21 protein-coding genes and 1 pseudogene are annotated in these 25,688 nt (G+C 68.1%); 7 read left to right on the top strand and 15 right to left on the bottom strand.

The features are described from left to right. Positions 1-277: 277 nt before the first annotated feature. Positions 278-496 (top strand): hypothetical protein, encoded by a 219-nt coding sequence (locus tag HMPREF2886_RS19915; protein ID WP_003089862.1) that lies wholly within the window; start codon positions 278-280, stop codon positions 494-496. 159 nt (positions 497-655) lie between these two features. Here HMPREF2886_RS19915 and catA read toward each other — a convergent pair whose 3' ends face one another. From catA to HMPREF2886_RS19930, 3 genes are read right to left on the bottom strand one after another with little or no spacing between them, the layout of a single operon-like run. Further along, positions 656-1,588: a catechol 1,2-dioxygenase gene (gene catA, locus HMPREF2886_RS19920; RefSeq protein WP_033978217.1), complete on the bottom strand. Its 933-nt coding sequence runs from the start codon at positions 1,586-1,588 to the stop codon at positions 656-658. 44 nt (positions 1,589-1,632) lie between these two features. Then, the gene (catC, locus tag HMPREF2886_RS19925) at positions 1,633-1,923 is read right to left on the bottom strand and encodes a muconolactone Delta-isomerase (protein ID WP_003089864.1); all 291 of its coding nucleotides are present in this window, start codon (positions 1,921-1,923) and stop codon (positions 1,633-1,635) included. A gap of 31 nt (positions 1,924-1,954) precedes the next feature. Beyond that, entirely contained in the window at positions 1,955-3,076 is a 1,122-nt protein-coding gene (locus HMPREF2886_RS19930; protein ID WP_033978216.1) for a muconate cycloisomerase family protein, read from the bottom strand. Positions 3,077-3,237: 161 nt separating this feature from the next. Between HMPREF2886_RS19930 and HMPREF2886_RS19935 the strand changes: the two genes are divergently transcribed. Beyond that, positions 3,238-4,110: a LysR family transcriptional regulator gene (locus HMPREF2886_RS19935; protein WP_024917544.1), complete on the top strand. Its 873-nt coding sequence runs from the start codon at positions 3,238-3,240 to the stop codon at positions 4,108-4,110. Between the two features lie 8 nt (positions 4,111-4,118). Here the strand turns inward: HMPREF2886_RS19935 and HMPREF2886_RS19940 are convergent, their stop codons facing one another. Then, complete coding sequence (locus HMPREF2886_RS19940; protein ID WP_070748161.1) at positions 4,119-5,120, bottom strand: AraC family transcriptional regulator; 1,002 nt, start codon at positions 5,118-5,120, stop codon at positions 4,119-4,121. Between the two features lie 316 nt (positions 5,121-5,436). Between HMPREF2886_RS19940 and antA the strand changes: the two genes are divergently transcribed. Genes antA through antC form a run of 3 tightly spaced genes read left to right on the top strand, consistent with a single transcriptional unit; the run spans position 5,437 to position 8,360 of the window. Further along, a complete protein-coding gene (gene antA / locus HMPREF2886_RS19945; RefSeq protein ID WP_043548128.1) occupies positions 5,437-6,831 on the top strand; it encodes an anthranilate 1,2-dioxygenase large subunit in 1,395 nt (464 codons plus the stop codon). Beyond that, positions 6,828-7,319 carry an anthranilate 1,2-dioxygenase small subunit gene (gene antB, locus HMPREF2886_RS19950; RefSeq protein WP_003131295.1) on the top strand — a complete coding sequence of 164 codons (492 nt, stop codon included), beginning with the start codon at positions 6,828-6,830 and terminating at the stop codon, positions 7,317-7,319. Before antA ends, antB begins: the two co-directional genes overlap by 4 nt. Positions 7,320-7,337: 18 nt before the next feature. Continuing rightward, a complete protein-coding gene (gene antC, locus HMPREF2886_RS19955; protein WP_033978208.1) occupies positions 7,338-8,360 on the top strand; it encodes an anthranilate 1,2-dioxygenase electron transfer component AntC in 1,023 nt (340 codons plus the stop codon). A 5-nt stretch (positions 8,361-8,365) separates the two neighbouring features. Here antC and HMPREF2886_RS19960 read toward each other — a convergent pair whose 3' ends face one another. The 8 genes from HMPREF2886_RS19960 to HMPREF2886_RS19995 all read right to left on the bottom strand — a co-directional run bounded on the left by HMPREF2886_RS19960 (position 8,366) and on the right by HMPREF2886_RS19995 (position 19,303). After that, positions 8,366-9,127 carry a 1,6-dihydroxycyclohexa-2,4-diene-1-carboxylate dehydrogenase gene (locus HMPREF2886_RS19960; RefSeq protein ID WP_033978207.1) on the bottom strand — a complete coding sequence of 254 codons (762 nt, stop codon included), beginning with the start codon at positions 9,125-9,127 and terminating at the stop codon, positions 8,366-8,368. Between the two features lie 25 nt (positions 9,128-9,152). Next, positions 9,153-10,166, bottom strand: coding sequence for a benzoate 1,2-dioxygenase electron transfer component BenC (gene benC, locus HMPREF2886_RS19965; protein WP_070748163.1), 1,014 nt, complete (start codon positions 10,164-10,166; stop codon positions 9,153-9,155). A 33-nt stretch (positions 10,167-10,199) separates the two neighbouring features. Continuing rightward, positions 10,200-10,688 (bottom strand): benzoate 1,2-dioxygenase small subunit, encoded by a 489-nt coding sequence (gene benB, locus HMPREF2886_RS19970; protein WP_003120077.1) that lies wholly within the window; start codon positions 10,686-10,688, stop codon positions 10,200-10,202. Beyond that, positions 10,685-12,052 carry a benzoate 1,2-dioxygenase large subunit gene (benA, locus tag HMPREF2886_RS19975; protein WP_003139108.1) on the bottom strand — a complete coding sequence of 456 codons (1,368 nt, stop codon included), beginning with the start codon at positions 12,050-12,052 and terminating at the stop codon, positions 10,685-10,687. The genes benB and benA overlap by 4 nt, the downstream gene beginning before the upstream one ends. A 116-nt stretch (positions 12,053-12,168) precedes the next feature. Then, complete coding sequence (locus HMPREF2886_RS19980; RefSeq protein ID WP_033978370.1) at positions 12,169-13,125, bottom strand: AraC family transcriptional regulator; 957 nt, start codon at positions 13,123-13,125, stop codon at positions 12,169-12,171. 206 nt (positions 13,126-13,331) lie between these two features. Further along, complete coding sequence (locus HMPREF2886_RS19985) at positions 13,332-16,487, bottom strand: efflux RND transporter permease subunit (RefSeq protein WP_070748165.1); 3,156 nt, start codon at positions 16,485-16,487, stop codon at positions 13,332-13,334. A gap of 22 nt (positions 16,488-16,509) precedes the next feature. Further along, complete coding sequence (locus HMPREF2886_RS19990) at positions 16,510-17,964, bottom strand: efflux RND transporter periplasmic adaptor subunit (protein WP_070748167.1); 1,455 nt, start codon at positions 17,962-17,964, stop codon at positions 16,510-16,512. Between the two features lie 52 nt (positions 17,965-18,016). Next, positions 18,017-19,303, bottom strand: coding sequence for a TolC family protein (locus tag HMPREF2886_RS19995; RefSeq protein ID WP_058017748.1), 1,287 nt, complete (start codon positions 19,301-19,303; stop codon positions 18,017-18,019). 512 nt (positions 19,304-19,815) lie between these two features. Between HMPREF2886_RS19995 and HMPREF2886_RS20000 the strand changes: the two genes are divergently transcribed. Together HMPREF2886_RS20000 and HMPREF2886_RS20005 are read left to right on the top strand one after the other, a co-directional pair. Continuing rightward, the gene (locus tag HMPREF2886_RS20000; protein ID WP_003089900.1) at positions 19,816-20,490 is read left to right on the top strand and encodes a heavy metal response regulator transcription factor; all 675 of its coding nucleotides are present in this window, start codon (positions 19,816-19,818) and stop codon (positions 20,488-20,490) included. Next, the gene (locus tag HMPREF2886_RS20005) at positions 20,487-21,905 is read left to right on the top strand and encodes a sensor histidine kinase (protein ID WP_058017747.1); all 1,419 of its coding nucleotides are present in this window, start codon (positions 20,487-20,489) and stop codon (positions 21,903-21,905) included. The genes HMPREF2886_RS20000 and HMPREF2886_RS20005 overlap by 4 nt, the downstream gene beginning before the upstream one ends. An 8-nt stretch (positions 21,906-21,913) precedes the next feature. On the opposite strand, the gene HMPREF2886_RS20010 is transcribed toward HMPREF2886_RS20005, so the two are convergent. The 3 genes and pseudogenes from HMPREF2886_RS20010 to muxC form a co-directional block, all read right to left on the bottom strand. Beyond that, positions 21,914-22,168: a hypothetical protein gene (locus tag HMPREF2886_RS20010; RefSeq protein ID WP_033978194.1), complete on the bottom strand. Its 255-nt coding sequence runs from the start codon at positions 22,166-22,168 to the stop codon at positions 21,914-21,916. 112 nt (positions 22,169-22,280) lie between these two features. Further along, positions 22,281-23,780, bottom strand: coding sequence for a multidrug efflux RND transporter outer membrane subunit OpmB (gene opmB / locus HMPREF2886_RS20015; RefSeq protein ID WP_070748169.1), 1,500 nt, complete (start codon positions 23,778-23,780; stop codon positions 22,281-22,283). Beyond that, a pseudogene (muxC, locus tag HMPREF2886_RS20020) lies at positions 23,777-25,688 on the bottom strand (multidrug efflux RND transporter permease subunit MuxC); the annotation flags it as partial. The gene opmB and the pseudogene muxC, both read right to left, overlap by 4 nt.

Here is a 25,688-nt window from a genome sequence, read left to right on the forward strand (position 1 = left end):
CGCGCCCCCGCGCAGTCCTGCCGCAACCGGCATTGACCGTGGGGCTGATTCTGGAACCGGGGAAATGACGCAGACATGAGGCAGGGATTACTTTTCCGCAATCTTAACTTGCACTTAATGCGCTTCGCGCAGACTCCTCCGCCATGCAACGGAGCATCGCCGAAGTTATCGGAAACGTAATTTTCCACTCACCCTCGGGTAATCCGTCCGCTCTTACTCTTTGCTCAAACGGGACGAATACCTCGCCCCGGCGACGAGCCAACCCGAGAGGTTTGCCATGAAGATCATCCCGATGCTGCTGGCCGCCCTGCTGGCGACCGGCGCTGCCACTGCCCAGGCCCAGGACGGCAGCGAACGCTCCTGGCAGTACAACGCCGAATTCCGCGCCGCGCAGAAAGAACTGCGCGAGAAGCGCCTGCAGAAGCAACAACTGGAAGCGCAAGCGCAGAAGACCGACCGCAGCAAATGCGCCGAGCGCAAGAACGGCAATGGCTGAGCAGCCTTTCACCGAGCAATACACTTGTCCTTTTTGGGTTGCTCCTTTGGACAAGTCCTGAGGCGCCAGTCATGGCGCCTTTTTTTATCCGCCGTCGCGCCTGGCGGAAGAAGGCGGCATGGTCGCCAGCGACCAGAGCCGCCCTCCCCGTTTCCCGCCTTACTCCTGCAATGCCCGTGGCCGCAGACTGCGGCGCTCGGCGGCGGGCGCCGGGCTGGCCTGGAGCTGGAAGTCGAAATCCAGTTCGGCGAAGCGTCCGCCCTCCACGCCGCGGTCGCGGGCCGCGGCGGGGTCGTCGTTGAAGCGCAGGTCGCCGATCAACCCATCGCGGGTGGCGTAGGCGAAGTCGTCCCACAGGTACTGGTCGCCCGCCAGGTTGATCTGGGTGGTCAGGTGGCGATGGCCGGGCGCCGAGACGAAGAAGTGGATGTGCGCCGGACGCTGGCCGTGGCGGCCGAGGCGGTCGAGCAGTTCCTGGGTCGGGCCGTCGGCCGGACAGCCATAGCCGGACGGCACGATGCTGCGCGCACGGTAGCGGCCGTCGGCGTCGGTGCGGATGCGCCGGCGCAGGTTGTACTCGGACTGGCTGCTGTCGAAGTAGGAATAGGTACCCTGGGTGTTGGCGTGCCAGACGTCGACGATGGCCCCGGCCAGCGGCTGGCCGTCGGGCCCGGTGACCCGTCCCTGGAGGAACATCACGGTGCCGGCGTCGCGGCCGTCGTCCATCCGTGCCTCGCCGTCGCTTAGCGGCGCGCCAGCGACGTACAGCGGCCCTTCGATGGTGCGCGGCGTGCCGCCGGTGAGGCCGGCCTCGACGTCCTGGGCGTCGAGCAGCAGGTCCAGGTAATGCTCCAGGCCCAGCCCGGCGGCCAGCAGGCCGGCCTCCTGGCGGCTGCCCAGGCGGTTCAGGTAGTCCACCGCTTTCCAGAATTCGTCGGGCGTGACCTGCATCTCTTCGATCAGCTTCGCCGTGTCGTCGAGGATGCGCCGCACCAAGGCCTTGGTGCGCGGATCGCCGCGTTCGTTGAGCTGGCCGCTGGCCTCTTCGAAGAAGCGCTGGACATCGGCAGTCTGGGAAATCTTCACGGTCATGGCGTTTGCCTCTGCTTGTTGTTGTCGGGCGTGGGAAGGGAATCTCAGCGGTCGTCGGCATGGATCGACGAGGGATGCCGGCAAAGCCCGTCGATCTCGATGTCCATGTAGGGAAACAGCGGCAGCCGGGTCAGGGTGTCGTGCAGCGCCTCGACGCTGGGCAGGTCGAACAGGCTGTAGTTGGCGTAGTGCCCGGCGATCCGCCAGAGGTGCCGCCAACTGCCCTCGCGCTGGAGGCGCTGGGCCATTTCCTTCTCCTCGGCCTTGAGCCGCTCGGCCTGTTGCGGGTCCATGTCGACGGGCAACTTCACGGTCATCTTCACGTGGAACAGCATCGGTCGTTTCTCCTCTGTCTGTGGGACGGCTTCAGCGCCGGCGGAAGCGCGCCAGGCGCTCCTCGTCGAGCACCAGGCCGAGACCCGGCGCACGCGGCACGTGCAAGTGGAAATCCTGGTAGCGCGGCGACTCGAGGAGGATGTCCTCGGTCAGCAGCAACGGGCCGAACAGTTCGCTGTGCCAGGCCAGGCGGTCGAGGGTGACGAAGGCGTGGGCGGCGGCCAGGGTGCCGATGCCGCCCTCGAGCATGGTCCCGCCGTACAGGCCGATCCCGGCCGCCTCGGCGATCGCCGCGCTACGCAGCACCGCGCGCGGTCCGCCGTTCTTGGCGATCTTCAGGGCGAACACCGGGGCGGCGCCCTCGCGAGCCAGGTGGAAGGCATCCTCGACGCTCTCGATGGCCTCGTCGGCCATGATCGGCGCGCCGCCGCGGCTGCTCAGGCGCGCCAGGCCTACGCGGTTGTGGCGGGCGATGGGCTGTTCGATCAGGGCGATGCCGTTGTCGCCGAGCGTCGCGCAGGCACGCTGGGCAACGCCTTCGTCCCAGGCCTGGTTGACGTCCACCCGCACGCTGGCGCGCTCGCCGAGGGTGCGCTTGATGGCGATCGCGTGGGCCACGTCGGCATCCACCTCACCGGCGCCGATCTTCAGCTTGAAGTGCCGGTGGCGGCGCAGGTCGAGCATCCGCTCGGCTTCCTCGATGTCGCGGCCGGTGTCGCCGCTGGCCAGGGTCCAGGCCACCTCCAGGCTGTCGTGCAGGCGTCCGCCGAGCAGTTCGCTGACGGCCAGGCCGAGGCGCTTGCCATGGGCGTCGAGCAACGCGGTCTCGACCGCCGAGCGGGCGAAGGTGTTGCCCCTGATATGCCGGTCCAGGCGCTGCATCGCGGCATTCACGTTGTCCGCCGGCTGGCCCAGCAGCAACGGGGCGAAATGCGCGTCGAGATTGCTCTTGATGCTCTCCGGACTCTCGCTGCCGTAGGCCAGGCCACCGATGGTGGTGGCTTCGCCGAGGCCCTCGATGCCGTCGCTGCAACGCAGGCGGAGGATCACCAGGGTCTGCCGGTTCATGGTGTGCATGGCCAGCTTGTGCGGGCGGATGGTCGGCAGGTCGACGATGATCGACTCGAGGCTTTGGATCACGGCTTGGCTCATTCTCGGGGGTCCACCAGGGTTACGGTCGGGTTTTCGACGGTTCGCCGCTCAAGGCTCGCTCGATACCGAGCGGGTTTCGCCGTTGTCTCGGCCAAGCATCCATCGCCTTCTTCACTGGGGTCCAATATCATCTTCCTCTCGAACCATACCCTGGAGGTATCATGGAGCTTCGTCACCTGCGCTACTTCCAGGCGCTGGCCCGGACCCTCAACTTCACCCGCGCCGCCGAGCAGTTGCATATCGCCCAGCCACCGCTGAGCCGGCAGATCCAGCAACTCGAGGAAATGCTCGGGGTGGCCCTGCTGGAGCGCGGCCGGCCGCTGCGCCTGACCGAAGCCGGGCGCTTCTTCCACGAACAGAGCGCGACGCTCCTGGAACAACTGGAGAGCATCTGCGACAGCACCCGGCGGATCGGCCAGGGCCAGCGCCAGTGGTTCGGCATCGGCTTCGTGCCCTCGGCGCTGTACGGCGTGCTGCCGGAGCTGATCCGCCACCTGCGCGGCGACCCGGAGCTGGAGCTGGGCCTGCTGGAGATGACCACCCTGCAACAGGTCGAGGCGCTGAAGAGCGGGCGCATCGACATCGGTTTCGGACGCATCCGCATCGACGACCCGGCGATCCGCCAGAGCGTGCTCAGCGAAGAGCCGCTGGTCGCCGCCCTGCCCGCCGGCCACCCGTTGCTCGGCCAGCCGCTGAGCCTGGAGCGCCTGTCGCGCGAGCCGTTCGTGCTCTACCCCGGCCAGCCGCGGCCGAGCTACGCCGACCACGTGCTGGCGCTGTTCGCCACCCATGGCCTGAGCCTGCGCGTAACGCAATGGGCCAACGAGATGCAGACCGCCATCGGCCTGGTCGCCGCCGGCCTCGGTGCGACCCTGGTGCCGGCCTCGGTGCAGTTGCAGCACCGCGACGACGTCGCCTACCAGGCCCTGGCCGACGCCTCCCTGACCTCGCCGATCATCGTCAGCCGGCGCCAGGGCGACGGCTCCCCGCACCTGCGCCGCTGCCTGGCGCTGATCGGCCGCGAGGACGCCTGAATGCCCTCTCAGGAGCGCCGCGCGGCGCGCCGCTGGGTCATGCTCGGGGTTTCCTCGAAGCGCTTGCGGTAGTCCACGGAGAAGCGTCCGAGGTGGCTGAAGCCCCAGCCCAGGGCGATCGTCGAGATGCTGCGGGTGCCGCCGCTGGCGAGGATCTCCTCGCGCACCGCGGCGAGCCGGTAGTGCTTCAGGTAGCTCATCGGCGACACCCCGAAGTAGCGACGGAAGCCCTCGAACAGCTTGAACCGCGAGACCCCGGCGGCGCGTTCCACGTCCTCCAGGCTCAGGGTCTCGCGGGCGTTGGCCTGGAGAAATTCGCGGGCGCGCAGCAGGTAGTGCGGCGGGCGCCCGCCAAGGCCCTGCTGCAGGGCCTCGCTGTAGTTGTTCGGCTGGGCCAGGATCAGACCCTTGATCAGCGCGCGTTCCAGGTCGCTGCTGAAAAACGCCTGGGCGTAGAGTTCGCTGCGCGCCATCTCCTCGCTGATGTGCCGCACGGTGCGCCACCAGGACGCGGAGGCGCCGTCCAGGGCATCCATCTCCGGATCGAAGCGCAAGGGCGTATCGATCGGCCGCTGCAACATCTCCTCCAGGACCTTGCGCATCGCCGTGCGGCCGATCACCACCTGCAATTTGCGGCAGTCCCCGGCGATGCTCAGCTCCTGGCGCTCGTTGGGCGCGATGATCACCCCGCGGCGGACGTCGGAGAGCAGGCGCAGCCCGCCCCGGCACAGCTCCTGCTCGCCGCTGAGGGGCAGGCTCAGGCTGTAGGCGTTGAACGCCGCGGCATCCTCGACGGTGATGGTGACGTCGGTACCGTAGCCGATGTAGCCGAGGGTGGTGCACATCGACTTCAGCACGTTGCCGTGGTGCTGGAATTGCACCAGTCCCGGGCTCGCCGCTTCGAGCCGGTGCGGCCCGCAGACCTTCGACATCCAGGAACGGGCGGCGACCAGGTCCAGGTGGTCGGCATGGAGATCGCCACGATCGGCGACGGGATGGCTCCTCATCATGGTTCGGCACTCGACACGGCAAGGCTGGGGGTGCGCTCTGCTGGCGCTCTGTTTTCAGCAAAATGCAAGGCATATGCCGGCGCAAGGCCGGTTCCCCGCATCCTCCACTATCCGGATAGCGTTCGCCGACTTTCCGGACAAAGCGTCCGCCGCAAGCGCCGCTCGAACCTCGGCCGAGCCCTCCGCGAGCCCCCCGGCCGCTCCTCGGCGGCCGCGGATTTTCGGGATGCGCATCGTCGACTAAGCGGATAGCCCGGCCCCGCTCGCGGCCGTTGAATGGGTCCCCCATAACGACAACGTACAAGGGTGAGAACGCATGAACGCTACCCGCAGAAGCCTCGAACAGTGGCGCGACTATGTCGGCGGCTGCCTCGACTTCCGTCCCGAGGAAGGCATCTTCCGCATCGCCCGGGACATGTTCACCGAACCGGAGCTGTTCGACCTGGAGATGGAGCTGATCTTCGAGAAGAACTGGATCTACGCCTGCCACGAAAGCGAACTGGCCAGGCCCCACGACTTCGTCACCCTGCGCGCCGGACGCCAGCCGCTGATCGTCACCCGCGACGGCAACGGCCAGTTGCACGCGCTGGTCAATGCCTGCCAGCATCGCGGCGCGACCCTGGTGCGGGTCGGCAAGGGCAACCAGTCGACCTTCACCTGTCCGTTCCATGCCTGGTGCTACAAGAACGATGGCCGGCTGGTGAAGGTCAAGGCGCCGGGCGAATACCCGGAAGGCTTCGACAAGGCCACCCGCGGCCTGAAGAAAGCGCGCATCCAGAGCTACAGGGGCTTCGTCTTCGTCAGCCTGGACGTCGCCGGCGAGGACGACCTGGTGGACTTCCTCGGCGACGCCCGGGTGTTCCTCGACATGCTGGTGGCGCAGTCTCCCAGCGGCGAGCTGGAAGTGTTGCCCGGCACCTCCACCTACACCTACGAAGGCAACTGGAAACTGCAGAACGAGAACGGCCTGGACGGCTATCACGTCAGTACCGTGCACTACAACTACGTAACCACCGTGCAGCACCGCCAGCAGGTCGAGGCCGAGCGCGGCGGCGCGGCCGCCACCCTCGACTACAGCAAGCTCGGCGCCGGCGACGCGGCCACCGACGACGGCTGGTTCTCCTTCGCCAACGGCCACAGCGTGCTCTTCAGCGAGATGCCCAACCCCGCCGTACGCCCCGGCTACGCCAGCGTGATGCCGCGGCTGGTGGCGGAATACGGCCAGGCTCGCGCCGAATGGATGATGCATCGCCTGCGCAACCTCAATCTCTACCCCAGCCTGTTCGTCATCGACCAGATCAGCTCGCAGTTGCGCATCGTCCGCCCGCTGGCCTGGAACCGTACCGAGATCGTCAGCCAGTGCATCGGCGTCAAGGGCGAGTCGGACGCCGACCGGGAGAACCGGATCCGCCAGTTCGAGGACTTCTTCAACGTCTCCGGGATGGGCACGCCCGACGACCTGGTGGAGTTCCGCGAAGCCCAGCGTGGCTTCCAGGCCCGCCTGGAGCGCTGGAGCGACATCTCCCGCGGCCACGGCAAGTGGCTCGAAGGCGCGACGCCGAACAGCCAGGCGCTGGGTATCGCGCCGCTGCTGACCGGCACCGAGATCACCCACGAAGGCCTCTACGTCAACCAGCACGCGCATTGGCGGCGCTTCCTCCTCGACGGCCTGGAGCGCCTGGCCCTGCGCGCGAAGGAGGTGACCCCATGAACGCCGGACTGCAGTACCGCGTCGAACAGTTCCTCTACCGCCACGCCGAACTCTGCGATGCCCAGGACTGGGACGGCTACCTCGCGCAGTTCGACGAACAGTGCGAGTTCCACCTGCCCCAGTGGGAGTCCGAGCACCGCTACACCCGCGATCCGAAGCGCGAGATGTCGCTGATCTACTACCCCAGCCGTGCCGGCCTGGAAGACCGGGTGTTCCGTATCCGCACCGGCAAGGCCGCGTCCACCGTGCCGATGCCGCGCACCCTGCACCAGATCGGCAACGTGCGCATCGCCGAGGAAGGCGAAGGCCTGCTGCGAGTGCGGGTCAACTGGCAGACCCTGTTCCAGCGCCTGGACCAGACCGGCAGCTTCTTCGGCCATGCCACCTACCGCCTGAAACCCCATGGCGAGGCCTGGCTGATCGCGCGCAAGCACATCGTCCTGCTCAACGACCGGATCGACTCGGTCCTCGACTTCTACCACCTCTGAACGGCGGACCCCGTCACGATGAATCACAAAGTCGCCCTCAGTTTCGCCGACGGCAAGACCCTGTTCCTGCCCGTCGGCCACGACGACCTGCTCCTCGACGCTGCCCTGCGCCATGGCATCAACCTGCCGCTGGACTGCCGCGAAGGGGTCTGCGGCACCTGCATGGGCCGCTGCGAGGCGGGCAGCTACAGCCTGGACTACGCCGACGAGGACACCCTCTCCGCCGCCGACCTGGAGCAGCGCAAGGTGCTCGCCTGCCAGACCCGGGTGCGCTCCGATGCGGCCTTCTACTTCGACTTCGCCTCGACCCTCTGCCATGCCGCCGCGGCCCAGGCGCACAGCGGCGTGGTGCGCGAACTGCGCCTGCTCTCCGAGGACACCGCGCTGCTCCGCCTCGACGCCGGCGCCGCGGGCCGCCAGTTGGACTTCCTGCCCGGCCAGTACGCGCGCCTGCAGGTACCCGGCAGCGACTGCCGGCGCGCCTACTCCTTCGCCAACCGGCCGAATCCGCAGAACCACCTGCAGTTCCTCATCCGCCTGCTCCCGGGCGGCGCCATGAGCGACTACCTGCGCCAAGGTTGCCGGGTCGGCGACGAGATCCGCTTCGAGGCGCCGCTGGGCACCTTCTACCTGCGCCAGGTGGAGCGCCCGCTGCTCCTGGTGGCCGGCGGCACCGGCCTGTCGGCGTTCCTCGGCATGCTCGACGAACTGGCCGAGCGCGGTTGCGAGCAGCCGGTGCATCTCTACTACGGGGTACGCCGCGCCGCCGATCTCTGCGAATTGCAGCGGATCGCCGGCTACGCCGAGCGGCTTCCCGGCTTCCGCTTCGTCCCGGTGCTCAGCGAGGCGGACGCCGACTGGGACGGCCGGCGCGGCTACCTGCACGAGCATTTCGACGCCGCCCGCTTGCGCGACGAAGCTTTCGACCTCTACCTGTGCGGGCCGCCGCCGATGGTCGAGGCGGTCCGCCAGTGGCTGCGCGAGCGCTCCCTGGAGCATCTGCGGCTGTACCTGGAGAAGTTCACCGAAAGCGGCGACTGATGCGCTCAGCCGAGGTCGCCGCCAGCTACCGGCAGGGTCACGCCGGTGATGTAGGACGCCTCGTCGGAGGCGAGGAAAAGGATCGCCGCGACCTGCTCGTCGATGCTGCCGTAGCGCTTCATCAGGCTGCTGTCGAGGGTCTGCTCGACGATCTGCCGATACCAGCGCCGCTCCTCCTCGCTCTGCGCCGCGGCGTTGCGCGGAATCCTTCGCGGCGGCGCGTCGGTGCCGCCCGGCGCCACCGCGTTGACGCGGATGCCCTGGTCGGCGGTCTCGAACGCCAGGCAGGCGGTCAGCGCGTTCACCCCGCCCTTGGCGGCGCCATAGGGCACCCGGTTGACCCCGCGGGTGGCGACCGACGAGACGTTGACGATCGCCCCGCTGCCCTGCCCCAGCATCGCCGGCAGCGCCGCGCGGCAACACCACAAGGTGGGCAGCAGCGAACGCCGCAGCTCGGCCTCGATCTCGTCCTCGGCGTAGTGCTGGTAGGGCTTCGCCCAGAGGGTGCCGCCGACGTTGTTGACCAGGATGTCCAGCCGGCCGAAACGCTCCAGGGTCCGCTCCAGTGCCCGCTGGCATTCGGCATAGCGCTCCAGGTCGGCGGTCAGGCACAGGCAAGCGTCACCGGCCAGTTCGTGGACCAGCTCGGAGCGGTCCACCGCCACCACCCGCGCGCCTTCCTCCAGCAGGCGCCGGACCACGCCCAGGCCGATACCCTGGGCGGCGCCGCTGACCAGGGCGACCTTGTCGCGGAATCTGTCGTTCATGGGAATCTCCTTGGCTCGCTCGGGTTCAGGCCGCGCTGGCGGCGAACTTTTCGTAGTAGAAATTCGCCGGGCGCACGCCCTGCTCGCGCAGGTAGCGCTCGACCGCCTCGACCATCGGCGGCGGCCCGCACAGGTAGATGTCGACGTCGCCATCGTGCAGGTGCTGCGCGGCGATGTGCTCGGTCACGTAGCCCTTGCGCGGATAGTCGCTGTCGGCGCTGGCCACGCAGGCGCTCCAGGTGAAGCCGGGAATCCGTTCGGCGAACGCCTCCAGGCGCTCGAGCCCGACCAGGTCGACGTCGTGGGTCACCCCGTAGACCAGGTGCAGCGGGTGCGCGCTGCCCTGTTCGGCGATCCGTTCGAGCATCGCGGTGAACGGCGCCAGGCCGGTGCCGCCGGCCAGCATCAGCAGTGGCCGGTGAATCTCGCGCAGGTAGAAACTGCCCAGCGGGCCGTCCATCGCCAGGCTGTCGCCGGCCCTGGCCGTGCCACTGAGGAAGCCGCTCATCAGCCCCCCGGGGACGTTGCGGATCAGGAAGCTGACCTCGCCGTCCTTCGCCAGCGAGCTGAAGGAGTAGGCGCGGCGCTGCTCGCTGCCGGGCACCTGGAGGTTGACGTACTGCCCGGGCAGGAACGCCAGGCTGGCCAGCGCCTCGCCGCGCAGCGACAGGCAGATGGTGCTCGGCGACAGTTGCCGGACTTCGCTGATGCGCGCCTCGTAGCGCGCCTGGCCGGTCCTGCACAGGGTCGAGGAAGCCGGCACGCGCAACACGCAGTCGCTTTCGGCGCGCATCTGGCAGGTCAGCACGTAGCCGCGGGCGGCTTCCTCGGCGCTGAGGGCATCGTCGATGTAGTCCTGGCCCAGCGCATAGCGCCCGGCCTCGGCCAGGCACTTGCAGGTGCCGCATGCGCCGTCGCGGCAGTCCAGGGGGATGTTGATGCCCTGGCGGTAGGCCGCGTCGGCCACGGTCTCGCCGGGCGCGGCATGGATGAAGCGGGTCACCCCGTCTTCGAAGTTGAGTGCGATCCGATGGTTCATGGCATGTTCCTCGACAGCCCGCCGGCGCGGGCGTCAGACGTGGTAGACGTCGATCAGCTGGCGAACGTAGTCGTTCTTCAGGATCACTTTCTTGGCCTTGATCAGCGGACTCTCGCCGCGTACGTCGAGGTCGTAGAAGGTGGTGCCGAAGTAGCTGTCCACGGTCTTGTAGCGATAGCTCAGGGTGTGCCAGTTGCAGCGCGCACGGCAGATGCCGTCGTCCTCGCCGAGCAGTTCGATGTTGCTCAGGTTGTGCGAGGTGCGGGTGTCCGGCAGGGTCGCGCTGGAGCGCTCGGTGCGGATGCGGAATACCCGGTCCTCCAGGCCGCCGCGGTTGCCGTACCAGATCAGCGAGATTTCCCGCTGCGGGTCCTCGGTGAGCTGGTCGCGGTCGTCCCAGGACGGCATCCAGAAACTGGCGTCCGCAGCGTACAACGCCAGCCAGGCGTCCCAATCCTTGTCGTCGAGATAGCGCGCCTCGCGGTAGAGGAAATCGCGCAGGGCGTCGTAGCCCAGGCTCATGACGCCACCTCCCGCAGCGCCACGCGCTGCGTCCGTTCGCGTTCCAGGGCGGCGAGCAGCGCCTCCTGCCAGTAGCGATGCTGCAATACGAACAGTCCTTCGTCCTCGGTGCGCACGCCGCTCAGGCGCGGCCGCAGGTCGATGGCCGCGGCCGCCGCGTCGGCGCCCTCTATCCAGTGTTCGGCGCCGCGCGACAGGTCGTTCCAGCCGACCACGCTGCCCTGGTAGCCCTGCTGGCAGGAACGGAACTCCTCCAGGTCGTCCGGGGTGGCCATGCCGCTGACGTTGAAGAAGTCCTCGTACTGGCGGATGCGCCGGGCGCGCGCCTCGGCACTCTCGCCTTTCGGCGCGATGCAGTAGATGGTGATTTCCGTACGGTCCACCGACAGCGGCCGGGCGATGCGGATCTGCGAGCTGAACTGGTCCATCAGGTACACGTTGGGGTACAGGCAGAGGTTGCGCGAGTTCTCGATCATCCAGTCGGCGCGGGCCTCGCCGAAGTCGCGGGCAAGCTCGGCGCGGCGCTCGAAGGCCGGCCGATCCTCGGGGTTGGCCCAGCGACTCCAGAGCAGCATGTGGCCATGCTCGAACGAGTAGAAGCCGCCGCCCTGCCGGGCCCAGCCCGCGGCGCTCATGGTCCGCAACTGGTCCGCGGCGTCGCGCTGCTGGCGCTGGCTCTGGGTCGCCGCGTAGTTCCAGTGCACCGAGCTGACGTGGTAGCCGTCGGCGCCGTTCTCGGCGGTGAGCTTCCAGTTGCCTTCGTAGACATAGCTGGAAGAGCCGCGCAGCACCTCGAGGCCTTCCGGCGACTGGTCGACGATCATGTCGATGATCTTCGCCGACTCGCCCAGGTGCTCGGCCAGCGGCCTGACATCGGGGTTGAGGCTGCCGAACAGGAAGCCACGGTAGGACTCGAAGCGCGCCACCCGGGTCAGGTCGTGCGAGCCCTCGCAGTTGAAGCCCTGCGGGTAGCCGGCCTCGGCCGGGTCCTTGACCTTGAGCAGCTTGCCGGAGTTGTTGAAGGTCCAGCCGTGGAACGGACAGGTATAGCTGCTGCGATTGCCGCTCTTGTGCCGGCAGAGCATCGCGCCACGGTGGCTGCAGGCGTTGATGAAGGCGTTGAGCTGGCCGTCGCGGTTGCGCGCGATGACGATCGACTGGCGGCCGATCTGGGTGGTCAGGTAGTCGTTGATTCCGGCAACCTGGCTTTCGTGGGCGAGATAGACCCAATTGCCCTCGAAGATGTGCTTCATCTCCAGTTCGAACAGGCGTGGGTCGGTGAACATCTCCCGCTTGCAGCGGTAGACGCCGCGCTCGGGGTCTTCCTCGAGCAGGGAACGCAAGTAATCGCTACCCAGGGACATGGCCGGGGCCTCCGTTGTTATTGTTCAGGCCCGGTCAGGTTAGGTAGCGCGTGCTGCTGGGGATATCCGTTGCCTGCGGATCGCTGGCCGATTCCTGCACGCCGTGGCGGTCGGCGCTAGGCGCGCCGGCGCAGGGTTTCCGAAGGCAGCTCGCCGAACTGCCGGCGATATTGCTCGGCGAAGCGGCCGAGGTGGGCGAAGCCGAAGTCCAGGGCCAGTTCGGTGAGGTTGCGTACCCGGCAGCCGGGATCTTCCAGGCAGGCGCGGATGCGCTCCAGGCGCAGCCGGCGAATGTATTGCCGAGGGCTCTCGCCAAGCTGGCGCTCGAACAGCGCGTACAGCGAGCGAGTGCTCATGTGCGCCTGCTCGGCCAGCGCCGCGACCTCTATCTCGCTCTGCAGATGACGGCGGATGTAGGCATCGAGGCGGGCGAAGACGACCTGCGCATCGCCGGGGTCCTCGCGGCTGACGTTGGTCTTCAGCAGGGTCAGCAGCTTGCTGCCGAGGATCTGCTCGAAGTGGCTGTCGACCCGCGCCAGCCGCTCGCCGGACTCGGCCTCGCGGCAGACCAGGGCGAGCAGGCCGACGAAGCCTTCCAGCTGGTCCAGGCGATAGCGATGTTCGAGGAAGCGCACGCCGCGCGCCGGATGGCTCCAGCGCTGCTCGGCGCAGATCGCTTCGAGCAGCGCGCAGGGCAGCTTGACGATGAATTTCTCGCAGTCCGCCGAATAGGTCAGGTCGACCGGATCGTCCGGGTTGATCAGCAACAGCTCGCCCGGCACCAGGGCGTGTTCCTGCCCGCCGCCGCGCCACAGGCAGTGGCCGCGCAGGAGGATCTGCAGGTGGAAGATGCTCTCCAGCGCCGGCGAGGTGACCCGTACCGCCGCGCCGTAGCTGATCCGGCACAGGTCGAGGCTGGCGAAGGTGCGGTGGTCGAGGCTGGCTTGCGGCCTGTCGGCGGCCGGCAGGCGTATGCAGTGCGTACCGACGTGCCGGTTGACGTAGCCGGACACCGCATAGGGGTCGGCACGTTCGAACACCCGGCTGCGTTCGCTGAGCAAGGAGGCATTCATGGGCAGGACACTCAGGCTGCTATCGTTGTTGTTATCGCCGCGCGGCGCCAAGCGCCGGGCGCGGAACGCGCCACCCACACTACGCAAGCCCTCCGCCGGCGACAATCCGGGCCGGCAATCGCGTGCGGTAATCGAACGGAATCCGTCCAACGGCCAACGAAAAGGGCCGCCAGGGTTTCCCCTGCCGGCCCGCTTGCGCGCCCGCTTCAGCCGGCCGCCGGCGCCTCCTCGCGCGGTCCGGCGTCGCGCCCGTGGGTCCAGCGATAGAGCACCGGCAGCACCAGCAGGGTCAGCATGGTCGAGGACAGGATGCCGCCGATCACCACCGTCGCCAGCGGCCGCTGCACCTCGGCGCCGGTGCCGGTGGCCAGGGCCATCGGCACGAAGCCGAGGGACGCCACCAGGGCGGTCATCAGCACCGGTCGCAGGCGGGTGATGGCGCCCTCCCACACCGCCTGGTCGAGGCTGCGTCCCTCCTGCAACAGGTTGCGGATGAAGGAGATCATCACCAGGCCGTTGAGCACCGCCACCCCGGACAGGGCGATGAAACCCACCGCCGCCGAGATCGACAACGGTATCCCGCGCAGCCACAGGGCCAGCACCCCGCCGGTGAGGGCGAAGGGGATGCCGGTGAACACCAGCAGGCCGTCCTTGACGTTGTTGAACATGGCGAAGAGCAAGGTGAACACCAGCAGCAGCGCCACCGGCACCACCACCTGCAAGCGCTTGGCGGCGGACTGCAACTGCTCGAACTGGCCGCCCCAGGTGGTCCAGTAGCCGGCCGGGATCTTCACCCCGTCCTGCAGCTTCTGTTGCGCTTCCAGCACGAACGAACCGATGTCGCGGCCGCGCACGTTGGCGCTGACCACGATGCGCCGCTTGCCGTTCTCCCGGCTGATCTGGTTCGGTCCCGGCGAGAGGTCGAGGCGCGCCACGTCCGACAGCGGGATGAAGTCGATCCGCGCCAGGTTGTTCGGCGGCAGCGGGATCAGCAGGTTGGACAGTGCCGGCAGGTCGGCGCGCAGGGTTTCCGGCAGGCGGATGACGATGTCGAAGCGGCGGTCGCCCTCGAACAGGGTACCGGCATTGCGTCCGCCGAGGGCGGTGGCCACGGTGTCCTGGATGTCGCCGACATTGAGGCCGAAGCGTGCCGCCTTGTCGCGGTCGATGTCCACCGTCAGCACCGGCAGGCCTGTGGTCTGCTCGACCTTCACCTCGGAGGCGCCGTCGATGCCTTGCAGCACCTTGGAAATCTTCTCCGCAGTGTCGTTGAGCACCTGCATGTCGTCGCCGAAGACCTTCACCGCGACGTCGCTGCGCACCCCGGAGATCAGCTCGTTGAAGCGCAACTGGATCGGCTGGGAGAACTCGTAGACGCTGCCCGGCACCTCAAGGGCCGCGGCCTGCAATTCTTCCAGCAGCGCCTCCCGCGACTTCTTCGGGTCCGGCCACTGGCTCTGCGGCTTGAGCATCACGTAGCTGTCGGAGGCGTTCGGCGGCATCAGGTCGGAGGCGATCTCGGCGGTCCCGGTGCGGGCGAAGACCCGCTCGATCTCCGGGAACTTGCCCATCAGCTTCTTCTCCAGGGTCTGCTGCATCTCGACCGACTGGGTCAGGCTGGTACCCGGCACCCGCAGGCCCTGCATGGCGAAGTCGCCCTCGCTGAGGCTGGGAATGAACTCGCTGCCCATCCGCGAGGCCACCAGCCCGGTGAGCAGGATCGCGCCGAGGGCGCCGCCGACCACCAGCGCGCGGTGCCCGAGCACCCAGCGCAGCGCCGGTTCGTAGGCCAGACGCGCGCGGCGCATGACGAAGTTCTCCTCCTCCTTGACCTTGCCGGTGATGAACAGCGCGATCGCCGCCGGGACGAAGGTCACCGAGAGGATCATCGCGCCGAGCAGCGCGGTGACCACGGTGAACGCCATCGGGTGGAACATCTTCCCCTCGACCCCGGTGAGGGCGAAGATCGGCAGGTACACCACCATGATGATGATCTGGCCGAAGACCAGCGCCCGGCGCGCCTCCCTGGACGCGGCGAAGACCTCGTGGAAACGCTCCGCGCGGGTCAGCTGACGGCCGTGGTGGGCCTGGGCGTGGGCCAGGCGGCGGATGGCGTTCTCGACGATCACCACGGCGCCGTCGACGATGATGCCGAAGTCCAGCGCGCCGAGGCTCATCAGGTTGGCGCTGACCCTGTTGCCGACCATCCCGGTGAAGGTGAACAGCATCGACAGCGGGATGATGGTGGCGGTGATCAGCGCCGCGCGGATGTTGCCGAGGAACAGGAAGAGCACCGCGATCACCAGCGCCGCGCCTTCCACCAGGTTCTTCTTCACCGTGGCCACGGCCTTGTCCACCAGGGTGGTGCGGTCGTAGACGGTGATCGCCTTGACCCCCTTGGGCAGGGTCCGGTTGATCTCCTCCAGGCGCTGGCCGACCGCCTGGGCCACTTCCCGGCTGTTCTCGCCGATCAGCATGAACACCGTGCCGAGCACCACTTCGCGGCCGTTCTCGGTGGCGGCGCCGGTGCGCAGCTCCTTGCCCAGGCCGACCTCGGCGACGTCACGGATGCGGATCGGCACGCCGTCGACGTTGGAAACGATGATCCCGCGGATATCGTCCATGTCCTTGACCTGGCCCGGCGCGCGGATCAGCAACTGCTCGCCGCGCCGCTCGATGTAGCCGGCGCCGACGTTCTCGTTGTTGCGCAGCACGGCGTTCTGCAGGTCGCCGAGGGTCAGCTTGTAGGCCGCGAGCTTCTTCGGATCCGGGGCGATGAGGAATTGCTTGGCGTAGCCGCCGATGGTGTTGATCTCGGCCACGCCCTTCACGTTGCGCAACTGCGGACGGATGATCCAGTCCTGGATGGTGCGCAGGTCGGTGGACGTGTAGGCGCTGCCGTCCTCCTTGGTCGCGCCCTCCTCGGCCTCCACCGTCCACAGGTAGATCTCGCCGAGACCGGTGGAGATCGGCCCGAGAGTCGGCGAGATGTCTTCCGGCAGTTGCTCGCGCGCCGTGCTCAGGCGTTCGTTGACCTGCTGGCGGGCGAAGTAGATATCGGTGCCCTCCTCGAAGATCACCGTCACCTGGGAAATCCCCGGCCGCGACAGCGAACGGGTTTCCTGCAGGCCCGGCAGGCCGGCCATGACGGTCTCCACCGGGTAGGTGACCCGCTGCTCCACTTCCAGCGGCGAGTAGCCGGGGGCGGCGGTATTGATCTGCACCTGGACGTTGGTGATGTCCGGGACCGCGTCGATGGACAGCTTCTGGTAGCTGCCGATGCCGACCCCGGCCATCCCCAGCACCGCCAGCAGGACCAGCCAGCGTTGCTCGATGGCGAATTGGATGATGCGTTCGAACATGCGAAGACTCCTGGAGCGGGACTCAGTGACCGTGTTCCGCCGAGCCCTTGCCCAGTTCGGATTTGAGGATGAAGCTGCCGCCGGCGGCGACCTGGCTGCCGGCGCGCAGGCCCTCGAGGACCTCGACGCGCTGGCCGTCGCTGATGCCCAGCTTGACCGGCTGGACCACGAAGCCATCGGCCACGCGGACGAACACCACGTCCTCGCCGTCGACGTTCTGCACCGCGCCGTCGGCGACCGTCAGGACTTCCTTGCGGGTCGCCTCGGCCACCTGCACGGAAACGAACAGGCCCGGGCGCCAGGTGCTCTCGGGGTTGCTCAGGGTGACCCGGGCGGTGGCCGCGCGGGTCTGCTCGCCGAGCAGGTCGCCGATGTAGGACACGGTGCCCTCCACCTCGCTATCCAGCGCCTGGGCGAGCACCTTGACCTTGCTGCCGACGCGGACCTGGCCGAGCAGTTGCGCGGGCACGTTGAAGGTGGCCCAGACCGAGGACAGGTCGGACAGGGTGAAGACGTTGGCGGTGCCGTCCACCGGCTCGCCCTGGGTCAGGTGCTTTTCCACCAGCACCCCGGCGAACGGCGCGCGCAGTTCGTAGCGGTTGCCGCCCTGCAGGCTGGGATTGCCGCCGAGCGCGGCGATCTTCGCCCGCGCGTTGTTCAGCGCGATCTCGGCTTCCTGCAAACCCTGGCGGGCGAGCAGGAATTCCTGCTCGGCGGAAATGCCCTCCTTCCACAACTGCTGCTCGCGCTTGTAGGTGCTCTGCGCCAGGCTCAGGCGGCGCTGGGCAGCGGCGAATTCGCTGCGCTGGTCGGACAACTGCGGACTGCTGATCACCGCCAGCAGCTCGCCCTGCTTCACCGCCTGGCCAAGGTTGGCCGGCACGTTGTCGACGATCCCCGGCAGGCGCGGGACGATATGCGCGGTGCGGTCCTCGTTGAAGCGGATCTCGCCGGGCAGCGAGACCACCTGGGCCAGGCTGATCGTCCGCGCCGTATCGAGGGTGATGCCGGCGGCCTCGATCTGCTCGGCATCCAGTTCCAGCTTGCCCTCCTCGCGGGTGAAGGCGAAGTCGTAGCCCTGCTTGCCGGCCATCAGCTTGAGGCGCGCGGTGAAGGCGTGCGGCTCGGCGATCCCGGCGTTGGCCACCAGGCCATCGCCGATGGCCTTGAACAGCAGGTCCTCGACCTCGCCGGTGGCACGCTCGACGTCCGCGCCGAGGACCAGCTCCTGCGGCGCCAGCGCCTTGCCGCCGCGCTCGACCCAGGCCTTGAGCGGGCTGCCGTCCTCCGGTACCAGCAGTTCCAGGGTCAGGTCGCCCTGGCGCAACAACATGCCGCCGCGCGGTCCGCTGCCCTCGCCCTCGGCGGCCGCTTCGCCGGCGCCGGCCGGCGCCTTGCCGCCCAGCTCCAGGTAGGCGCCGCCGCCCAGGCCGAGCAGTGCCAGTGCGGTCACCGCGATAATCGTCTTCTTGCCCATTCTGTTCTCCCGAACCGTTCGGGGGGCGCGCCGGCGGCCCGCCCCGGAAATCTCACTGGCCGAGGTGGCCGATGTCTTCGCCGAGCAGACGCTCCATGCTCACCCGCGCCTGCGCCGCGGCGTCCAGCGCGCGTACGTACTGGGCACGGACGCCGACCAGGGTGCGCTGGGCGTCGAGCACGTCGAGGAAGTTGAACTTGCCCATCTCGAAGCCACGGGTCATCGAGTCCAGCGCGCTCTGCGCGCCGGGCAGCAGGTCGCGACGGACCAGCGCCAGCTCCTGCTCCGAGGTGCGCAACTGGTCGTAGGCCTGCACCGCTTCGCTGCGCAGGCGCAGCAGGGTCGCGCGTTGCAGGTCGCGGGCCTGGTCGGCGCGGCTCTGGGCGGCGTAGATGTTGCCCTGGTTGCGGTCGAACAGCGGCAGCGGCATCGACAGGCCGATCAGGTTGACCCGTTCGCCACGTCCGTCGCGGGCGGTCTGGTCGTACTTGCTGCCGATGCTGACCGTCAGGTTGGGGATACGCTGGCGCTTCTCCAGGTCGACCTGGGCCTCGCCGCGCGCGACCTCCTGGGCCGCCAGGCGCAGGCTCGGCGACTCGTCGAGATGGCGCAGCAAGGCGCCGCGGGTGATGCTCGCCGGCACCGCGTCGAGCGCGCCGCCGACCCTGGCGAAGCCTGGCTGCGGCTCGTCCCAGGTGCTCGACAGCTGCACATAGGTGCGCTGCTGCTCCAGCTCCGCCTGGCTCAGGTCGAGCTGGGCGTTGTCCGCCAGGACCTGGGCGCGGACCCGTTCAACCGAGGAGATGCTGCCGGCCTTGACCCGCCGGTCGGCGGCCTGCAGCGCACGTCTGGCCAGGTCCAGGGAGGTCTTCGCCAGGCGCACCCGCTCCTGCGCGGTCAGCGCCGCGTAGTAGGCGCCGCGGACCTGGGCGCGCAGTTCGGCGCGACGGACTTCCAGTTGGGTCCAGGCGATCTCGCTGCCGCGCTTCGCCACCTCCACCCGCGCGCCGCGCTTGCCGCCCAGCTCCAGCGGCTGGGCGATGCTCACGCTGGTCTGGCGACTGCCCTGGCGGGTGTCCTCGACGCTCCAGGACAGATCCGGGTTGGGGATCAACCCGGCCTGCTGCCGCGCGCCGCTGGCGATCTCGGTCTCGCGCCCCACCGCCGCCAGCTCGGGGTTGCTCCGCAGGGCCCGTTCCAACGCCTGCTCGAGGCTGATCGAAGTGCCGTTGAAACTCACCGGCGCCTCGTTCGCCAGGGCCGGCAGGCCCAGGCAGAGTCCCATCAGTAGCCAGCAGGCGCGTTTCCCCGCGCTGGCCAGTGGCCGAAGTATCGGCATGTTCCGCTCCTCGTCTGCTGATCGTCGTCGGCGACGGCGATCCATTACCGGCCCGGAACCACGCAACCGTTCATCGGCGATATCTCGCCGGCGATATTCGAAGTTGCACTTCCGGGATGCGGCAGATGTTAGGTAGCGGGGCTTATCGGCAAGGTGACGGAAGAATTACAAGTCGGTAATGAATATTCTCCACGGACAATTAGCGGTTACACTTCGGCAACCTTCGAAGAGACTGGCAATAGTTGGATGAAACATAGGGACAAAAGCAACATGCGCTTACAAAAAGCATTGCCCCTCACGCCCAGCGGCGCTTGCGCCGCGGACATTTCCGAAGTTTTCAGGCGGACTCCCGAGAGAACTGCCCGGTCATTCGATAATTATCATCGAAGCAGCGCAACGATATGAAATTACATTTCCAGGACTGCATTCAAGCAACGCCCGCAATGTAACCTTATAGCAATGCACTTAAACATTTACTTGCAAATGAATCCATACTTTATATAGGGGCGAACATGCGCATCCTTATTATCGAAGATGAAGTCAAGACTGCCGACTACCTGCACCAGGGCCTGACCGAAAGCGGCTACATCGTCGACCGCGCCAACGATGGCATCGATGGCCTGCACATGGCCTTGCAACACCCTTACGAACTGGTGATCCTCGACGTCAACCTACCCGGCATCGACGGCTGGGACCTGCTCCGCCGCCTGCGCGAACGCAGCAGCGCGCGAGTGATGATGCTCACCGGGCACGGCAGGCTGACCGACAAGGTGCGCGGCCTCGATCTCGGCGCCGACGACTTCATGGTCAAGCCGTTCCAGTTCCCCGAACTGCTGGCGCGGGTCCGCTCGCTGCTGCGCCGCCACGACCAGGCACCGATGCAGGACGTCCTGCGGGTCGCCGACCTGGAGCTGGACGCCAGCCGCCACCGGGCCTTCCGCGGCCGGGTGCGGATCAACCTGACGACCAAGGAGTTCGCCCTGCTGCACCTGCTGATGCGGCGCAACGGCGACGTCATCACCCGGACGCAGATCATCTCGCTGATCTGGGACATGAACTTCGACAACGACTCCAACGTGGTGGAAGTCGCCATCTGCCGCCTGCGGGCGAAGATCGACGACGGCTTCGACCTCAAGCTGATCCATACCATTCGCGGCGTCGGCTACGTCCTGGAAGCGCGCCGATGACGCCACCAGGCCGACTGTCGCTGCGCCTGGCCCTGCTGGTCGGCGCCCTCGGCGCGCTGCTGGCCCTGGCGCTCGGCGCGATGGCGCACTGGAACCTCGGCCGCGAGCTGGAAGCCCGCGAGCGGGAAAACCTGCAATTGAAGCTGGAGCAGATCCGCCACAGCCTGGAAGACGATCTCGACCTGCGCAGCGACCCGGCCGTACAGGCGCATGCCCTGCAGGACCAACTGGTGGCGCACAGCGGCCTGCACCTGAGCATTCTCGACAGCCGCAGCGGCCAGCCGCTGATGAGCTTCGGCGACCAGGCCGCGGCCAGCGTCGCGGCCAACCGCGCGCTTCTCGCCCGCTTGCAGGCGGATGCCCGCCAGCCGGTATTCCAGGGCTGGAGCACCGGCAACGACCAGCGCCTGCTGAGCATCGGCGCTTCCATGCGCATGAAGAACGGCACCCCGGTACAGGTGTTGCTGAGCAGCGAGCGCAACGCCGACGAGCGCCTGCTCGACGGTTTTCTCCGTGCCACCCTGCTGGCCCTGCCCTTCCTCCTGCCATTGATCGCCCTGGCCGCCTGGTGGGTGGTGCGTGCCGGCCTCGAACCGTTGAACCGCTTCCGCCGGGTGGCCGCCCAGGTCAGCCCGCAGGATCTCTCCTACCGCATTCCCGAGCAGAACCTGCCGCGCGAGCTGGACAGCCTGGCCCGCAGCTTCAACCACATGCTCGGCCGCCTCGAGGATGGCGTACGCCAGCTCTCGCAGTTCTCCGACGACCTGGCCCACGAACTGCGCGCGCCGATCTGCAACCTGCTGGTGCGCAACCAGGTGCTGCTCAGCCAGCATCGCGACAGCGCGGCATACCGCGAAGCCCTGGAGTCCAACGCCGAGGAACTGGAGCGGCTGTCGCGGATCGTCACCGACATGCTGTTCCTGGTGCAGGTGGACAACCCGGCGATCCAGGCCCAGTTCGGCTGCGTCGCCCTGCACGAGCAGGCGGCCAAGGTCATCGACCTGTACGAGATGGTCGCCGAGGACAAGGGCATCGAGCTGTGCCTGTCCGGCAGCGGCTTCGCCCACGGCGACAACCTGATGATCCAGCGCGCCATTTCCAACCTGGTGTCCAACGCCGTGCGCCACACCCCGCAAGGCGGGCGTATCGACGTGCGGATCGGGGAACGCGCGGGGCACACCGAGGTGAGGGTCAGCAACGACGGCCCGGGCATCCCGCCGGAATACCTGCCGCACCTGTTCGAGCGCTTCTACCGCCGCGCCGGACGCCAGACTGGAGCCCAGGCCGGCACCGGCCTGGGGCTGGCCATCGTGCAATCGATCATGGCCTACCACGGCGGCCGCGCCGAAGCGGAAAGCGTACCGCAGCAGAAGACCCACCTGCGCCTGCTGTTCCCTTCGACGGGCGCTGCCTGACGCCGGTTTCAGCAACCGGCGCGGCGCCGCCACAGCCGGTACTCGCCGCAGAAACCGGCGAGGAACAGCGCCAGGCCGAGCGCCAGCAGGGTCCAGGGCGTCCGCAGCGGGGCACGCTGGAGCGGCGGTTCGCCGTGCAGCAGGGCGAAGCATTGCAGCAGCGCCCAGAACATCGCGGCGACGCCGCCAAGCATGGCCAGGCGGCACAGCCAGCCGAGCCAGTAGCCTCGGCGCGAGGGCTTTTCCGGAAACTTCCCCGACACGTATTCACCTCCACATCCGCCGCCGCACTCTAGCCGAGAGGCGGACGGCGGTGTGTCATGCAAGCGCAATAGCGGGGAAAGGCATTCGTCAGGAACAGGCAGCGAGAAGAACTCAGGGGGAAGGCGGCAGGCCCTCCTCGACCCGGCCGAGTCGCTCGTCGGTCCGCTCGATGTCGGCGCTGTCCCAGCCGCCGCCCATTGCCGCGATCAACTGGACGCTGGCGGTCAGGCGGCTGCCGAGCAGGGTCAGCACGGTGCGTTCGTTGCTCAGCGCGGTGGCCTGGTTGGTGACCACGTCGGTGTAGTCGACGGTGCCGGCCTTGTACTGGTTCTCGACCAGGCGCAGCGCCTCGCGGGCCGACTCCAGGGCTTCGCGCTGCACCCCGCTCTCCTCGTCGAGGACGCTCAATTGCACCAGGTAGTCCTCCACCTCGCGGAAACCGTCGAGCACGGTCTGCCGGTAGGTCGCCACGGTCTGGTCGTAGGTCGCCTCGGCCTGGTCCACCTGGGAGCCGATCAGGCCGCCGTCGAACAGGGTCATGGCGAACTGCGGGCCGATCGACCAGAAGCGGTTCGGCGTGCTGATCCAGTTGCTCAGGCTGCCGCTGCGGTAGCCGCCGGCGGCGCTCAGGGTGAGGTCGGGGAAATAGGCGGCCTTGGCCACGCCGATCTGGGCGTTGGCGGAAATCACCTTGCGCTCCGCCGAGGCGATGTCCGGCCGCCGTTCGAGCAATTGCGACGGCACCACTGCCGGCAGGTCCGGCAGCTTCGGCACGCTCGCCACCGGCGGCAGGTTGAATTGCGCCGGCGGCAGGCCGACCAGCACGGCGATGGCGTGCTCCAGCTGGGCACGCTGGTACTTCAGGTCGATGGCCTGGGCCTGGGTGCTTTTCAGCTGGGTGCGTGCCTGGGCCACGTCGGCCCTGGTGACGATGCCGGCGCGGTATTTGTTCTCGGCCACCTTCAGCGAACGCTCGTAGGCCGTCACCGTGTCGTTGAGCAGGCGGATCTGTTCGTCCATCACCCGCAGTTGCAGGTAGTTCTGCGCCAGTTGCGACTGCTGGCTGAGGCGCACCGCGGCGAGGTCGGCGGCGCTGGCATGCAGGCTCGCCTGGTTGGCCTCCAGTTGCCGGCGCAGCTTGCCCCAGAGGTCGACCTCCCAGCTGACGCCGAGGCTGGTCGAGTAACTGTTGCTGATCGCACCGGAACCACCGCCGCTGCTCACAGTGGAGCCGTCGGGCAGGCGCACGGTGCTATCGCCGCCGCCCTGGCCGCTGCGGGTCTTGCCCGCGTTGCCGGTGATCGACGGGAAGAACGCCGCCCGCGCGCCGCGCACCAGCGCCTCGGCCTGGCGGAACTGCGCCACCGACTGGGCCAGGGTCTGGTTGGAACGTTCCAGGTGCATCTGCAGGTCGTTCAGGGTCTGGTCGCCGTACAGCTCCCACCAGGCGCCGCGCTGGAACACGTCGCGCGGCTCGGCGCGGCGCCAGCCTTCGGCTTCCTTGAATTCGGCGGGCACCGCCAGGTCCGGTCGCTGGTAGTCGGGGCCGATGGCGCAGCCGCCGAGGGCGGCGACCAGGGCCAGGGCGAGCAACGAGGGGGTGTGTTTCATAGGGGTGTCTCCAGCGCACCGTCCGTGCGTACGCCGCGTTTCTGGTTGACCCAGTGGCGCAGGCGGTCGAGATAGAGGTAGACCACCGGGGTGGTGTACAGGGTCAGCAACTGGCTGCCGATCAGCCCGCCGACGATGGTGATGCCCAGCGGCCGGCGCAGCGCGGCGTCGCCGCCGATGCCGAAGATCAGCGGCAAGGCGCCGAGCAAGGCGGCCAGGGTGGTCATCATGATCGGCCGGAAGCGCATCATGCAGGCCTCGAGGATCGCCTCGCGCGGGCTCAGGCCGTGGTTGCGCTCGGCCTCCAGGGCGAAGTCGATCATCATGATCGCGTTCTTCTTGACGATGCCGATCAGCAGGATGATGCCGATCAGGGCGATCAGGCTCAGCTCGCTGCGGCAGAGGATCAGCGCGAGCAGCGCGCCGACCCCGGCCGAAGGCAGGGTCGAGAGGATGGTCAGCGGGTGCACGTAGCTCTCGTAGAGGATGCCGAGGACGATGTACACCGCCAGCAGCGCCAGGAGGATCAGCCAGGGCATCTGGTTCTGCGTGTCCTGCACCGCGCCGGCGTTGCCCTCGAAGCTGGTCTGCACGTCCACCGGGATGTGCAGCGGCTCCAGGGCCTGCATGATGGCCTCGCGGGTCGGGCCGATCTGCGCGCCCGGCGCCAGGTTGAAGGACAGCGTGGTGGCGGCGAACTGGCCCTGGTGGTTGACCTCCAGCGGTGCCCGGCTCGGTTCGTAGTGGCTGAACGCGGACAGCGGCACGCGCTGGCCGTCGTTGCCGATCACCTGGACCTGGCGGAGGATCTCCGGGCTCTGCTGGTACTGCTGGTCGACCTCCATCACCACCCGGTACTGGTTCAGCGGGTTGAAGATGGTCGACACCTGGCGCTGGCCGAAAGAGTCGTTGAGCACCGCGTCGACCATTTCCACGTTGATCCCCAGGGTCGCCGCGCGGTCGCGGTCGATCACCAGGCGGGTCTGCACGCCCTTGTCCTGGGAGTCGCTGTTGACGTCCACCAGTTGCGGCAGCTTGCGCATCGCCGCCTCGACCTTCGGCGCCCATTCGCGGAGCAGGGTCAGGTCGTCGCTGCGCAGGGTGAATTCGTACTGCGCGTTGCTGTCGCGGCCGCCCAGGCGCACGTCCTGGCCGGCGTTGAGATAGAGCGCCGCGCCGGGCACCTTGGCGATCCGCTCGCGCAGCCGGGTGAGGACCTTCTCCACCGGGTCGCGTTCGCCGATCGGCTTGAGGGTGACGAAGAACGAACCGGTGTTGCTCGACTGCCAGCGGCCGCCGCCGATGAAGCCGACCACGTTCTCCACCGCCGGATCGGAAGAGAGGATCTTGCGGTACTCGCCCATCTTCGCGCTCAGGGACTGGAACGAGATGCTCTGGTCGGCCACCGCGTAGCCGCGCAGGCGCCCGGAGTCCTGCTGCGGGAGGAAGCCCTTGGGCACCACCACGAACAACCAGAGGTTCATGGCGATGCAGGCCAGCATGATCACCACCATCAGCCGCGAGTGCTCCAGCGCCCAGCCCAGGCTGGCGCGGTAGCGCAGCATGAAGGCGGCGAAGAAGCGATCGCTGCGCCGCGCCAGGGAAGCGCCCTCGGACCGTTTCAGCGGACGCAGCAGACGCGCGCAGAGCATCGGCGTGAGGGTCAGGGATACCACCAGGGACACCAGGATCGCCGCCGAGAGGGTCACCGCGAACTCGCGGAACAGCCGCCCGGTGAGCCCGCCCATGAGCAGCAGCGGGATGAACACCGCGACCAGCGAGAGCGTCATCGACAGCACGGTGAAACCGACCTGGCGGGCGCCGGTGATCGCCGCCTGGATCGGCGGGTCGCCCTCCTCGATGCGCCGGGCGATGTTCTCCACCACCACGATGGCGTCGTCCACCACG

Origin of the sequence: Pseudomonas sp. HMSC066A08 (assembly GCF_001813025.1) — a bacterium.
In the GTDB taxonomy this organism is placed as follows: Bacteria; Pseudomonadota; Gammaproteobacteria; order Pseudomonadales; family Pseudomonadaceae; genus Pseudomonas; species Pseudomonas aeruginosa.